Raw genomic sequence first — 14413 nt, forward strand, 5'->3', positions numbered from 1 at the left:
CGCGCAGTGGAGACGTCTCACCAACCGCGATATGCGAAGGTCATCGATCATACAAGGTGCATCGGATGTCACGCCTGTACGACGGCCTGTAAATCGGAAAATGACGTTCCGCTTTCCGTGACGCGTACGTACGTCAAGTCGGTCGACGTCGGAACGTTTCCAACCGCTCGGCGTGCCTTTCAGGTAACGCGCTGCAATCAGTGCGACGACGCGCCGTGCGTCGCAGCTTGTCCTACGACGGCGATGTATCGCCGGCCCGATGGAATCGTCGATTTCAATAAGTCGATCTGCATCGGTTGTAAGGCCTGTATCGCGGCCTGCCCGTACGACGCCATCTTCATCAATCCGCGCGATCACTCGGCCGAGAAGTGCAACTTCTGTGCGCATCGTCTTGACATGAACCTCGAGCCGGCTTGCGTCGTCGTCTGTCCGACCGAGGCGATTATCATCGGCGACATGGACGATCCAACGACCAAGGTTGCGCAAATCATCAACCGTCAGCCCGTCAATGTGCGCCGTCCGGAGAAGGAAACGCATCCGAAATTGTTCTATCGCGGCGCGCATCAAGCGACGCTCGATCCGATTGCAGCGAGACGTCCTCCGGGAGACCTCTACGCGTGGGCGACGCAGCCGCAGGGGCCAAACGAAATTGGTTCGGGTCATCCGGGGCCGCATGCGAATTCGTCGGCGGCCGCGCTGCTCTCGTACGATGTTTCGCACAAGGCGCCGTGGGATTGGCGCGTCAGCCTCTATACGTGGACGAAGAGTCTTGCTGCGGGCATCTATCTTGCTGCGGTACTGGTTGCAATCTTCGGCGGGATCTCGTGGACGAGCGCGTTGATGCGCTGGGTTGTCCCGATTGGCTCCGGCGTCTTCCTTGGAATAACCGGATTGGTGTTGATTGCGGATCTCGAGCATCCCGAGCGCTTCTATTTGATCTTCACCAAGCATCAGTGGCGAAGCTGGCTTGTGCGCGGCGCGTTCATCATCGGCGGGTACTCGATCATCTTGCTCATTCATTTTCTCGCGAGCTTGAGCGGAAACGTCGTCATTCAACAGCGCGCCGCAATCGCGGGCGTTCCGCTCTCGCTCATGACCGCCGTCTACACCGGCTATCTCTTCGCGCAAGCCAAGGGGCGCGATCTATGGCAGAATCCGCTCTTGCCGCCGCATCTGTTCGTGCAGGCAATCCTCGCGGGCTCGTGCGTCCTCTCGGCGTTTTCGATCGCGCTCGATCTGCCCTCACGCGACGCGCTGTTGTGGCTCGTCTCGATTTCGGCGCTCGCGCAGTTGTTGTTCGTGCTGGCTGAGTTTACACTCGGACATCCGACTGCACACGCTCGGCTTGCCGCGCATCAGATGATCGCGGGCAAGTACGCACGCTGGTTCTGGCCCTCGATAGCCGGTATAGCCGTTGCAGTCTTCGCGCCCTGGGTGTGGTGGATTGCAATCTTCATCGCGCTCGTCGCGCTGTTCTTGTACGAGCACGCGTACGTGCAAGCCGGCCAATCGGTACCGTTGGCATGAGCGACGAAACGTTCTATCAGGGCCCTAGCCGGACGCATCTGGCGTCGTTTCCACCCAAAGAGCGCTGGAACGACTGGGTCGAGATCGAGTCCAAGGCCTGGCCGCAGCGCGAAGAGCACCATTATTCGCTCGTTCCGACAACGTGCTTCAATTGCGAATCGGCGTGCGGACTGCTGGCGTACATCGATAAAGAGACGGGCGAGATCCGCAAGTTTGAAGGCAATCCCGAACATCCGGGTTCGCGCGGACGAAATTGCGCAAAGGGCCCGGCAACGATCAATCAAGTCAAAGACGTTGATAGAATCGCGTTTCCGCTCAAGCGTGCCGGCGAACGTGGCGACGGTAAATGGGTGCAGGTTGGTTGGGATGAGGCGCTCGACGACATCGCCGCCCGCATTCGCCGTGCAATCGTCGAAGAGCGCGAGAACGAGATCATGTATCACGTGGGCCGTCCAGGCGAGGACGGTTACACCGAACGCGTCATGGGCGCATGGGGCATCGACGGACACAACTCCCACACGAATATCTGCAGCTCGGCAGCTCGCGCCGGCTATGCGTTCTGGATGGGTATCGATCGTCCCAGCCCCGATCACGCAAATGCGGACGTCATCTTCCTCATAAGCTCGCATCTCGAAGCCGGGCATTATTTCAATCCGCACGCGCAGCGAATCATTGAGGCAAAGGCGGCCGGCGCGAAGATCATCGTATTCGACATTCGCCTATCGAACACGGCGACACACGCCGACCATTGGCTCGCCCCGCAACCTGGGAGCGAGGCCGCGATTCTGCTCGCCATGGCGCGCAATCTGGTCGAGACGGGACGCTACAATCGTGAGTTCGTGCGTCGCTGGTGGAACTGGGATGAATATCTTGCGAACGAGCGGCCGGAACTTCCGCGCACGTTCGAAAGCTTCGAGAAGGCGTTCCTCGAGCTGTATTCTGATTTCACGTTTGAGTATGCGGCCCAAGAAGCCGGCGTCGCCATCGACCAGTTGCGCACGATTACTGATGTCGTCGCCGGCGCTGGTACGCGGCTGTCGAGCCACAATTGGCGCTCCGCAGCGGCCGGGCATCTTGGCGGTTGGCAAGTATCGCGCACGCTCTTCCTTTTAAATGCGCTCATGGGTGCAGTTGCGACCGAGGGCGGCGTCTATCCGAATGCGTGGAACAAGTTCGTTCCGAAGCCCATTCACGCGACGCCGCATCCGAAGCGTTGGAACAACGTAACGTGGCCTGAGCAATATCCTCTAGCCTATCACGAGATGTCGTTCTTGTTGCCGCATTTGCTGCGAGACCAGAACCGCAAACTCGACGTTTACTTCACGCGCGTCTACAACCCCGTTTGGACGAATCCGGATGGTATGTCGTGGATCGAGATGTTCAAGGAGACCGGTCGAATCGGCTTGCACGTCGCGCTGACGCCGACGTGGAGCGAAACCGCGTATTTCGCGGACTACGTCTTACCGATGGGTCTCGGTCCGGAACGTCACGATATTCATTCGTACGAAACGCACGACGCCCAGTGGCTCGGATTCCGTCAACCCGTCGTACGGACGGCGCGCGAACGCGACGGCGAAAAATTCACCGACACCCGCGACGCCAACCCCGGTCAAGTTTGGGAAGAGAACGAGTTTTGGATCGAGATGTCGTGGCGCATCGATCCCGACGGCAAGCTCGGCATCCGCAAGTACTTCGAATCGAAGAAGAAGCCTGGAGAGAAGCTGACGCTCGATGAGTACTACGGTTTTATATTCGAGAACTCTGTGCCCGGATTGCCGGAACGTGCCGCTGCAGAAAATTTGACGCCGCTTGCATTCATGCGTAAGTACGGGGCCTTCGAAGTTGCACGCAATATCGGTGCGCAGCACGAGATCTCCGTACCGCAAAGCGAGCTCGAAGACGTCGCGGTCTCGGAATTAGGGCGCGTCTACACGCGCGCCGCGAAGCCAGCGCCTGAAAACATCGTTCCGCTTCCCGCGCCCGACGACGATCCGGATGGACGCCGCCCCGTAGGCGTGCAGGTCGATGGTCAAATCCTGCGCGGCTGGCCGACGCCGAGCGGTAAGCTCGAATTCTATTCCTCGACGCTTGCGACATGGGGTTGGCGCGAATACGCGACGCCGCAGTACATCAAGAGTCACGTTCATCCCGATAACCTGAAGCCCGGGCAGATGGTGCTCAATCCGATTTTCCGTTTGCCGACGCAGATTCACACGCGCAGCGCAAATGCGAAATGGCTCGACGAGCTCGCGCACGTCAATCCGCTGTGGATCAATCCGATCGATGCAGAAAAGCTTGGCGGGATCACGACGGGCGATCTCGTCCGCATCACGACCGAGATCGGTTACTTCGTGCTCAAGGCGTGGGTGACGGAGGGGATTCGTCCGGGAGTCGTTGCTTGCAGTCACCACATGGGCCGTTGGAAGGTGGGTGAGACCGGTCAACGGCAGATGGCTGCGACGGTCGGTCTCGATCGAGACGAATCGCGCTGGAGCATGCGACGCAAAGCGGGCATCTCGCCATTTAAGTCGGACGATCCCGACACGCAGCGCATTTGGTGGACCGACGTCGGCGTTCATCAGAATCTGACATTCTGCGTGCAGCCAGACCCGATTTCGGGGATGCACTGTTGGCACCAAGCCGTTACCGTCGAGCGGGCGCAACCCGGCGACGCGTACGGCAACGTGTTCGTCGATACCGAAAAGAGTCGCGCGGCCTACACGAAATGGAAAGCGATGACGCGCCCCGCCAGCCGCTATTCGCCCAACGCGACGCGACGCCCGTGGTGGTTCCTTCGTCCACTGCGTCCGAGCCGTAACGAATACAAACTCCCCGTTTGAAGTTCCCGGACGTTCTGGGATTCCTCGCGATCGGCTTTGTGCTCGGCGACGCGGGGTTGCGCGTCATTCATATTCCGCTGGCTTCACAGGCAAGCGGCGTCCTCATCGCGCTCGCGGCTTCCGTCATCTTGTACGATTGCGGACACGATCTCGACCGCGAGCATCTCGGCTCGGCGTGGCGCAGTCTGGTATTACTCGTCACCGTAGGCGTCGTCATTACGGCGGGGCTCGCAGCGCTGGCATCGCACGTTGCCTTCGGGTGGGATTGGCCGACGGCCGTTCTCTTCGGGACCATCATTGCGGCGACGGATCCGGCCGCGGTGATTCCGATATTGCGGCAGTCCGGTGTTTCGCAGCGCATCAGCAATGTTGCGCAGGCAGAATCGGCGCTCAACGACGTGATCGGTGCGGTGTTGACGATCTTTGCGCTCGCGATCGTGCAGAGAGGACATATGAACTCGGCTTCAGCCGTTTCCACCGTCGCCGTCACGCTGCTCTACGGCGCGGCATTCGTGGCGGGACTCGCACATCGCGGTGAGCGTCAACGGATCTTCTCTGCGCTTACGGTCGTCGCGCGATGCATCGTTTTTGTTCTCTTGGGCGCTGCGCTCAACCCCGGGACTGCGGCATTCCCGTTGGTTGCGACCGCACTTTTCGCAGCGGCGTTCATGCTGTTGATTCGACCGGCCGCGGTCTTCGCGTCGCTCTGGGCGGATCGTGTGCACCGCTGGGATCTGCGCGAGCTTCTGATGCTTTCGTGGGTGCGCGAGACGGGCGTCATGTCCGCCGCGCTAGCCGCGAACGTCGTGGCGCTCGCGGTCCCGAACGCAGAATCGATCGTCGCGAAGACGACGGCCGTCATCGTCGCAACGGTCGTCATTCAAGGGCTCACGACGGGAACGTTTGCGCGAGCGCTCGGTGTAGCTAGCGCGCCGCCCGCATCTGGAAAGTAAAACGATCCGAGCGATAGAGACTGTGCCCGCACAGAATTGGGCGCTCGCCGCTCGTGTAGAAGGTGACCTTACGGCTTAGCAACGCGTGTCCGCGTGCGACGCCGAGAATTTTGGCAACGCCGGCATCGGCGTTGATTGCGCCGACTTCCTGCTCAACGGAGGCAGCCTCCACGCCGCTCTCGCGCGCAATCGTAGCGAAGAGCGATTGCCGGCGCGCATCTTCGCGCGTAATGCCGCGGCTGCACCAGCCGGCAACATAGCGCACATCGTAGGCGCCCGGTTCGTCGTCAGCGACGCGGATGCGGCGCACGAGCACGACTTCGCTGCCTTGCGCCACTTGCAGTGCAGCGGCAACGTCCGGTTCGGCGGACACGCGGCGGAATGTGAGAATCTTGGCGAGCGGATCGAGATGCGGAAGATTCCAGTCTTGCATGAAGCGCTCGACGCCGTCGAGGTGCAGCGCGAGCCGCGCCTGCCGGACCAGAAACGTTCCGCGTCCCGGTACCCGCTTGACGACGCCGCGGCGCACCAGCTCGGCAATCGCATTGCGCGCCGTCATTCGACTCACACCGAAGCGCTCCATCAACGCCGCATCCGAGAGCAGACGCTGCTCGCCTTCAGGAAGCGTTTGCAAATCCTCAAGCAAGCGCAGCTTGATCTGCTCGTACAACGGCATGGGGCCGGTACGGTCGATGGGCTTGGGCCTGCTCGAAGGGTGAGCCATATGGAATCGCCTATTGAACAAATGTACGGACAGGTCTAGACTATGGCTTAGCGCCGAGAGCGTCAAGAGGAATAGGGGTTCCAGCACCAACCATGGCACTGGCAGTTGAACAACGTAGCGATGCGGCGACGATCGTTGCCAAGCTGATTGCGCGTGGGCGCGAAGCCCAGCTCGCGATTCGTGACTACACGCAAGAGCAAACGAATCAGCTTGTGACCGCGGTCGCATGGGCGTGTTACAAGCCCGAGAACGCCGAGCGCTTAGCGCGGCTTGCAATCGAAGATACGGGTCTTGGCCGTTACGAGCACAAGGTCATCAAAAATCAGCGCAAGACGTTCGGCACGCTGCGCGACTTGCTCGATCCGGGCGCGATATCGGTCGGTGTCATGCGCGAGGATCGCGAGCTGGGACTAACGTTGATCGCAAAGCCGGTTGGTGTCGTCGCGGCGGTCTGCCCGTCGACGAATCCGTCCGCGACCCCGATCAACAAAACGATGATGATCATCAAGGGACGCAACGCGACGATTCTTGCGCCCTCGCCGAAAGGCGCGACCACATGCGAGCTCGTCGTAGAACTCGTGCACGAGCAACTGCGTAAGCTCGGCGCTCCCTTGGACCTCGTGCAGATGTTGCCGCAGCCGATCTCAAAAGAGCTCACGCACGAGCTGATGCGGCAAGCCGACGTCGTGGTAGCGACCGGTTCGCAAAACAACGTTCGCGCAGCATATTCATCCGGGACACCGGCGCTCGGCGTCGGCGCCGGAAACACACCGGCGATCATCGATGAGACGGCCGATCTCGATGATGCAGCAGCCAAGATCAAATTGAGCAAGTGTTTCGACTACGCGACGAGCTGTTCGTCCGAGAACTCCGTTTTGATTCCGTCCGCCCGCTACGCGCAAACGATCGATGCGTTGCGGCGGCAAGGCGGCTACTTGCTTGATGCCAAGCAAAAAGCGCAGCTCGAAAAGGTAATGTTCCCCGGCGGCAAGCTTAGTCAGAAGATCGTTGCGCAATCACCGAAGACAATCGCGGAAGTTGCGGGCTTCGAAGATCCCGCGACACACACGGCTGAGTTCTTTATGGTCGAGGAGACCGGCGTAGGCGACGAGTTCCCATTCTCGGGCGAAAAGCTCTCGGTCGTGCTCACCGTGTACCGCTACGATACCTTCGACGACGCGGTCGATCTGGTCGGACGCATCTTGCGCTACAGCGGGATGGGTCACTCGGTAGCGATTCATACCAAAACCTCGGAGCGCGCGGCGCGTCTCGCCCACGAGCTCGACGTCGTTCGCGTTCTCGTCAATCAACCGCACAGTTTCAACAACGGCGGTGGATTCGACAACGGTCTGAATTTCACGTTGACGATGGGCTGCGGTTCATGGGCAAAGAACAGCATCAGCGAAAATCTCTCGTACAAACACTTCCTCAACACGACACATCTCGTGCGGCAAATCCCCGAACGTAAGCCGACTGAAGAAGCGCTGTTCGGTTCGTATTGGAAGCGCTTTGGTCGGTGACGGACCGAGCGTAGTGGGATCGTGCATTAGCGACAGGGTTGTTGCGAGGTCGGCTTGGGGGCCCCATGCGCAGCATGGGGAGTGCGGAGCCTGGGGCGGAGCACCTTTGAAGTGAACGTCCCTGAATACATCGCGAAGTCGTTGCTTCGCGACGCGGGCATCGTCACGCCGGACGGCGAGGTGGCGCGTGATGCACGTGCTGCAGCCGACCACGCTCGCAAGCTCGGCGGACGTGTCGCAATCAAGGCGCAAATCCCGGCCGGCAAACGTGGCAAATCGGGCGGAATCGCTTTTGCTGAAACCCCGGAAGAAGCGGAGGCCAAGGCGGCGGCGCTCATCGGTCGCGAGGTAGCCGGACATCGCGTCGATGAGGTCTTGATCGAGTCCGCGGCCGACATCGAGCGCGAGCTTTACGTCGCGATTCTCAACGACGGCTCGAGTCGCGGACCACTGCTGCTCTTTTCGCGCGAGGGCGGCATCGAGATCGAGGAGCAGGGCGAAACGATCGTTCGCCGGGCACTCGACGTTCGAACTGGTTTGGATGCCGCGACTGCGCGCGAGATCGCGGGCGACGACGCACTCGCAGAGCTGATGCAAAAGATGTACGAACGCTTCATCGCGCTCGACTGCGAGCTGCTCGAGATCAATCCGCTTGCGCGCGAGCGTTCCGGCCGTTATATCGCTCTCGATTGCAAGATGACGCTTGACGATTCGGCGCGCCCACGTCAAAAAGAGCTATTCGCGCGCATCGAGACTGCAACGGGTCCGCTCGGGACGACGCTCGAACAACGCGCGCGCGCCGCGAGTCTGTATTTTATCGAGCTGGACGGCGAGGTCGGCGTGCTTGCGAACGGCGCAGGCTTGACGATGACGACGCTGGATGCCGTACATCTGCACGGTGGAAAGCCGGCGAACTTCCTCGAGATCGGCGGCGAAGCTTACACGAAGGCAACGGTTGCGCTCGAGCTCGTTCTCTCGAACCCGCGTGTGCGTAGTGTTCTGGTCAATTTCTGCGGCGCGTTTGCGCGCACCGACGTTATGGCCGAGGGCGTCGCGCAGGCCTACGAAACGCTGCGGCCGAGCGTCCCGTTCTTCTTTTCGATTCACGGCACCGGAGAAGAGCGCGCGATCGAGATCGTTCGCGAGCGCTTAGGGATCGAGCCGTTCGCGCTGATGGATGACGCCGTCAAGGCCGCGATTGCTGCCGCGCGTGAGCCGGCGGGAGTACGCGCATGATTCTGCGTCGGGATCAAACCGTGCTCGTTCAAGGCATCACGGGAAAACAAGCCTCCTTTTGGACCGAAAAAATGCTTGCTTGCGGAACGAGGATCGTTGCCGGCTCGAGCCCGGGAAAAGGCGGCAACAATGTATTCGGTATTCCGGTGTACGATTCGGCAGTCGCAGCCGCTGCAACGCACTCGATCGACTGCACGGTGCTCTTCACGCCGCCGATGGCAACGAAGCTCGCAGTCTTCGATGCGCTCGAGGCTGGGATTCGCAATCTCGTCGTGCTGGCGGAGCATGTTCCCGTGCACGACGTGATGGAGTTCGTTGCTGCCGCAAAAGGCGTTGGCGCGCAGCTCGTTGGTCCGAATACTGCTGGCGTCGTGACGCCCGGCGAATGCGCGGTCGGCATCATGCCCGGCTTCGCGGAGAATATTTTTCAGCCAGGTTCGGTTGGTGTGATCTCGCGCAGCGGAAGTCTGGGCACGCTGATTTGCCTCGACATCGTGCGCGCCGGCTTCGGCGAATCGGCGTTTCTCGGCATCGGCGGCGATCCGGTGCTCGGGACGACGACCGCGGATGCATTGCGTATCTTCGACGGCGACGCGAAAACCAAAGCTGTCGTCATCGTTGGCGAGCTTGGCGGCACAATGGAAGAAGAGGCCGCCGAATATGCTGCGCAAACAAAGATGTCGTCGCGCAAGCCGATCGTCGCGTTCATTGCGGGCCGCAGCGCGCCGCCCGGAAGACGAATGGGACATGCCGGCGCTATTGTTATAGGTTCGCGCGGAAGCGGTGAATCGAAAGTTCGGGCGCTGCGCGACGCAGGTGCAACGGTCCTTGATACACCATCCGACATAGGGTCGGTTCTTCGCAACGTTCTCTCGTGAGAGGTAACTAGATGGCCATCGAAACTCGTCCCAAACCCGACGTCAAGTCCGCGGGCTACTCGCGGCCGCTCTCACGGATGACGCCGAGCGAAGCGTTCGTTGAAACGTTGCGTGCGGAAGGCGTCACGCTTGCACCGGGAATCGTCGGATCGGCGTACATGGATGCGCTCGATCTCTTCCCGGCAGCCGGCATTCGCTTCTTGCCCGTCGCGCACGAACAAAACGCCGTCCACATGGCCGACGGTTGGGGACGCATGACTGGGCGCCCGACGATCGCAATCGCGCAGAACGGTCCCGGCATCACGAACTTCGTCACTGCTGTTGCGGCAGCGTATTGGGCGCACACGCCAATGGTCGTCGTAACGCCGTCTGTCGGTTCGGCGAGTACGGGTCTTGGTGGATTCCAAGAAGCCGAGCAGATGTCGATTTTCTCGAAGATGACAAAATGGCAAGTGCAGGTCAACCGGCCGGATCGTATGGCCGAGCTGTTGCGCCGCGCGTTCTATATTGCGAAGGCCGAAAACGGCCCCGTACAAATCGACATTCCGCGCGATTATTTCTACGGTGAAGTCGAAACCGAGATCTATCCGTCACTCACCCTCGAGCGCGGCCAAGGTCCGGATGATGCCCTCGAGGCCGCCGCGCGGATGCTCGTCGAGGCAAAGAATCCGCTGATCGTGTGCGGCGGCGGCGTCGTGCAAGCCGGCGGCGGCGATGAAGCCCGCGCGCTCGCGGAATTTCTGTGCGTCCCTGTAGCCAACTCATATCTGCACAACGATTCCTTCCCGGCCGGTCACGAGCTGGCGGTAGGGCCGCTCGGCTATTGCGGTTCTAAAGCGGCAATGCAGCTGATTTCGGAAGCCGACGTCGTGCTGGCACTCGGATGCCGTCTGAATCCGTTCGGAACGACGCCGCAATACGGCTTCGACTACTGGCCGAAAAATGCGAAGATCATTCAGATCGACGCGGATGCTCGTACGCTCGGTTTGACCAAGAAGATCGCGATCGGCATTTGCGCCGATGCAAAGGCGGCGGCGGGACGGCTGCTCGAGCACGCACGAAATCTCGACGGCGGACGCCGCCGCAACGAAGCGACGCTCAAAAAGATTGCGGACGCGAAGAAATCCTGGACCGACGAGCTCGCGAAGCTCTCATCAAAGACCGGCGAGCCGATTAGTCCGCGTCACGCCCTCAAGCTCGTCACCGAAGCGCTTCCGAAGGATTGCGTTGTCACGACCGATATCGGCAACATCTCCTCGGTCTCGAACAGCTATCTGCGGTTTGATAATCCACGCCGCTTCCTGGCCGCGATGAGTTTTGGAAACTGCGGCTACTCGTATCCCACGGCGCTCGGCGCCAAGCTTGCGCGTCCGGACCTTCCGGTCGTCGCATTCATCGGCGACGGTGCCTGGGGAATGAGTCTTCCCGAAGTGATGACCGCGGTTCGCGAAAACATCCCTGTCGTTGCGATCGTGTGGAACAACGCGCAGTGGGGCGCCGAGAAGAAGAACCAGGTCGACTACTACGGTGACCGGTTCGTCGGCACCAATCTGAAGAATCCAGACTTCGCCGAAGTTGCGCGTGCGATGGGTGCGCAGGGCATCAAGGTCGATAAGGCGTCGGAGATCGGCAATGCGGTGAAAACCGCGGTTGACAGCGGTAAACCGACCGTTATCAATCTCGTGGTCGACTCCGTCGAGCTCGCCGAACCGTTCCGGCGCGATGCGCTCAAGAAGCCCGTTCGTATGCTCGATGTCTATAAACACCTTACGGGCTGAGTTCGGGCATCTCGAAAATATGATGGCAGCCGTGCGCGCACGTAAATGTCCGCGCACGGTTGCGGTCGTTCAGCCGGTCAGCAGCTACGCGCTCGCTGCGGTACTGCGGGCAACGGAAGAAGGCTTCGTTCGTCCATTGCTGGTCGGCGATGAAACGCGGATTCGCAAGCTCGCGGCCGATGAAGGCTTGCGTCTTGACGATGCGCAGATCGTGGGTGCAGATACTGACGCGGATGCTGCGGAGCGTGCCGTCGCCCTCGTTCGAAGCGGCGACGCCGAGATGCTGATGAAAGGGCACATTCACACCGACGATTTTCTTCGTCCGACGCTTAACCGCGAAGGCGGCTTGCGAACGGATCGGACGATGAGTCACATCTTCGTATGCTATCTGCCGCAACAGATCTATCCGAAGGCACTATTGGTGACCGACGCCGCCTTTAACATCGCGCCGAACTTGGCGGCAAAACGCGCGATTGTCGAAAATGCAATCGCGCTCGCGCACGCGCTCGGCGTGGCTGTGCCGAAAGTCGCTGTGCTCGCCGCAACCGAAGAAGTAAATTCTGCGATGCCTGCGACGGTCGACGCACGTGCGCTGCGCGACATGAATCGCGGCGGTGAGATCACAGGCGCCATCGTCGACGGCCCGTTTGCGTTTGACAACGCGCTCTCTGCCAAAGCGGCGAAGACGAAAGGGATCGACTCTCCTGTTTGCGGCGATCCGGATATCCTCGTCGTGCCGACGATCGAAGCCGGCAACATGCTCTATAAGGAGATGGTGCACTTCTGCGGAGCGATTACGCCCGGAATCGTTCTCGGTGCTACAGCACCGATTCTTCTCACGTCACGTGCTGATCCACTCGAAGCGCGGCTCGCATCTTGCGCGCTAGCCGCAGCCTATTTGGACGCTGCGTGATTTCGCAGACGGACGAGACGCTCGCATTCGGCCCGATTGCGACGCTCCGCAGAGCGCTATGCGACGGGTTATTCTCTCCGGTTGAGCTCGTCGAACTCGTGCTGGCGCGTATCGATCGCGACGAACCGCGCCTGAAGGCATGGGTGGAGATCGATCGGGATGCGGCGCTCGGCGCCGCACGCACGGCCGACCTGAGCGCGCCGCTTGGTGGAATTCCGTTCGGCGTCAAGGACGTCATCGATGTCCGCAACATGCCGACGCGCTTCGGCGCGAACATTTCGGCGCCACTGCCGCAACTCGACGCATGGTGCGTTGCGGCGGTACGGCGCGCAGGCGCCATCCCGCTCGGCAAGCTGCACACGACGCCGTTTGCTTACGCCGATCCGGCCCCAACCAAGAACGCGATCGAATCTACGTATTCGCCCGGAGGTTCGAGCTCGGGAAGCGGAGCTGCGGTCGGAGCGCATCAGATCCCGTTTGCCTTCGGAACGCAAACCGGCGGCTCAACCTTGCGTCCCGCAGCATTCAACGGCGTCGCCGGATTCAAGCCGACGTTCAGTGCGATTCCAACGACCGGAGTCGCGATGCTCGCGCCTACCTTTGATACGGTGGGAATCATCGCGCGGACGGCGAGCGATCTTGCGGAGGTCTTCGCCGTCTACTATCCCGGTGCGCTCGATGCGGTGCCTCCACCCGCGCCGCGCATCATTGACGCGCTCGGCTATCGCATGGATATTTCCGGTTCGCAGGTTTGCGCAGCGATCGATCGGGCGCTCGAAGCGCTTGTGGCGGCCGGCGCGACGCGCACGAAACGCGCCCTACCGTCCGTAGTCGAGCAAGTAGAAAGTAATTGGCGCGCGATCGCTGCGTACGAAGCGTCCGCAGTATTGCCCCCGCTCATTGAGCGCGTCTCAGGCTATCCGCGTGCCGAGAAACTGATCGCCGAAGGGCTCGCGCAAGATGCGGCTTGCTATCGAAAGGCGCGCGACGTTCGTTCACAGATTGTGGGCGAGCTTTCGGCGCTTCTCTCTGAAGGTGATGTGATCGCCTTGCCGTCCGCCGGCGAAGTGCCGAAGTTCGGCTCGATGGGCGATGCGCATTTCTTGCGTCTGTGGTCGCTCGGCGGTTTTCCGTCGATCTCGATTCCGGTCGGATTCGATGCGACAGGTTTACCAATCGGTATGCAGCTCGTGGCAAAACGCGGCGACGACCTTATGCTGCTAGCCATTGCGCGCTGGGCTGAGAATCAACTCACGTGAGCCTGATTCAAGTCGAGGACGTCGAGAAGCGCTTCGATGCGAACGTGGTGTTGCGCGGCGTCAGTCTGCAGGTCGAACGTGGCGAAGTTCTTGTCGTCATCGGCCCGAGCGGCGGCGGTAAGAGCACGCTTCTGCGTTGTATCAATCTGCTGGAGCCGATTCAGCGCGGCCGCATCATCGTCGACGGGCAAGTCATCACGGACCCGGGCGTCAACGTCAACGCGGTGCGGCGCCAAGTCGGAATGGTCTTCCAACACTTCAATCTCTTTCCGCATCTGCGCGTCATCGACAATCTTACACTCGCGCCGACGCAAGCGTTGCACCAACAAAAATCCGAAGCGAGTCAACGCGGTCGGGCGCTGCTCGAACGCGTCGGCTTGCGCGACAAAGCCGATAGCTATCCGCATCAGCTTTCCGGAGGCCAGCAACAACGCGTTGCCATCGCCCGGGCTCTCATGATGGATCCGCGCGTCATGCTCTTCGATGAGGTTACGTCCGCCCTCGATCCGGAACTCGTCGGCGACGTCCTCGAAGTGATGCGCGATCTCGCAGAATCGGGGATGACGATGATTGTCGTGACGCACGAGATGCAATTCGCGCGCGAAGTCGGCGATCGACTGGTTTTGATCGCCGAAGGCGTGGTCGTTGAAGAAGGTAAGCCGCGCGAGATGCTCGATCGGCCGCAGCACGAACGAACGCGCCAGTTCTTACGACGGTTGCTGCGTTTTCACGATGCGGAGGGCGCTCCGGTCAGTCAAGGAGGCACATGAGAAAGCTATTTTGGT

The 14413-nt window shown here is 60.8% G+C and carries 11 protein-coding genes; 10 read left to right on the forward strand and 1 reads right to left on the reverse strand.

The window, feature by feature from the left end; all coding sequences use genetic code 11:
* Positions 1-6 precede the first annotated feature (6 nt).
* From VGG22_15210 to VGG22_15220, 3 genes are read left to right on the forward strand one after another with little or no spacing between them, the layout of a single operon-like run.
* Positions 7-1527 carry a 4Fe-4S dicluster domain-containing protein gene (locus tag VGG22_15210; protein HEY1729722.1) on the forward strand — a complete coding sequence of 507 codons (1521 nt, stop codon included), beginning with the start codon at positions 7-9 and terminating at the stop codon, positions 1525-1527.
* Positions 1524-4367 carry a molybdopterin-dependent oxidoreductase gene (locus tag VGG22_15215; GenBank protein ID HEY1729723.1) on the forward strand — a complete coding sequence of 948 codons (2844 nt, stop codon included), beginning with the start codon at positions 1524-1526 and terminating at the stop codon, positions 4365-4367. Before VGG22_15210 ends, VGG22_15215 begins: the two co-directional genes overlap by 4 nt.
* Positions 4364-5320: a cation:proton antiporter gene (locus tag VGG22_15220; protein ID HEY1729724.1), complete on the forward strand. Its 957-nt coding sequence runs from the start codon at positions 4364-4366 to the stop codon at positions 5318-5320. The genes VGG22_15215 and VGG22_15220 overlap by 4 nt, the downstream gene beginning before the upstream one ends.
* On the opposite strand, the gene VGG22_15225 is transcribed toward VGG22_15220, so the two are convergent.
* Positions 5292-5996: a GntR family transcriptional regulator gene (locus tag VGG22_15225; protein HEY1729725.1), complete on the reverse strand. Its 705-nt coding sequence runs from the start codon at positions 5994-5996 to the stop codon at positions 5292-5294. The two genes, VGG22_15220 and VGG22_15225, sit on opposite strands and share 29 nt — an antisense overlap.
* Positions 5997-6136: 140 nt before the next feature.
* On the opposite strand from VGG22_15225, the gene VGG22_15230 reads away from it, so the two are divergent.
* The 7 genes from VGG22_15230 to VGG22_15260 all read left to right on the forward strand — a co-directional run bounded on the left by VGG22_15230 (position 6137) and on the right by VGG22_15260 (position 14398).
* Positions 6137-7564: an aldehyde dehydrogenase family protein gene (locus VGG22_15230; protein ID HEY1729726.1), complete on the forward strand. Its 1428-nt coding sequence runs from the start codon at positions 6137-6139 to the stop codon at positions 7562-7564.
* Between the two features lie 111 nt (positions 7565-7675).
* A complete protein-coding gene (locus VGG22_15235; GenBank protein HEY1729727.1) occupies positions 7676-8800 on the forward strand; it encodes an ATP-grasp domain-containing protein in 1125 nt (374 codons plus the stop codon).
* On the forward strand, positions 8797-9678 hold the full coding sequence (locus VGG22_15240) for a CoA-binding protein (GenBank protein ID HEY1729728.1): 882 nt from the start codon (positions 8797-8799) through the stop codon (positions 9676-9678). Before VGG22_15235 ends, VGG22_15240 begins: the two co-directional genes overlap by 4 nt.
* 11 nt (positions 9679-9689) lie before the next feature.
* Positions 9690-11456, forward strand: a complete 1767-nt coding sequence (xsc, locus tag VGG22_15245; protein HEY1729729.1) for a sulfoacetaldehyde acetyltransferase — start codon at positions 9690-9692, stop codon at positions 11454-11456.
* Entirely contained in the window at positions 11431-12369 is a 939-nt protein-coding gene (locus tag VGG22_15250) for a bifunctional enoyl-CoA hydratase/phosphate acetyltransferase (protein HEY1729730.1), read from the forward strand. Before xsc ends, VGG22_15250 begins: the two co-directional genes overlap by 26 nt.
* Entirely contained in the window at positions 12366-13628 is a 1263-nt protein-coding gene (locus tag VGG22_15255; protein ID HEY1729731.1) for an amidase, read from the forward strand. Before VGG22_15250 ends, VGG22_15255 begins: the two co-directional genes overlap by 4 nt.
* Positions 13625-14398 (forward strand): amino acid ABC transporter ATP-binding protein, encoded by a 774-nt coding sequence (locus tag VGG22_15260; GenBank protein ID HEY1729732.1) that lies wholly within the window; start codon positions 13625-13627, stop codon positions 14396-14398. The genes VGG22_15255 and VGG22_15260 overlap by 4 nt, the downstream gene beginning before the upstream one ends.
* Positions 14399-14413: the final 15 nt, after the last annotated feature.

This window comes from Candidatus Baltobacteraceae bacterium (assembly GCA_036489885.1).
GTDB lineage: Bacteria > Vulcanimicrobiota > Vulcanimicrobiia > Vulcanimicrobiales > Vulcanimicrobiaceae > JAFAMS01.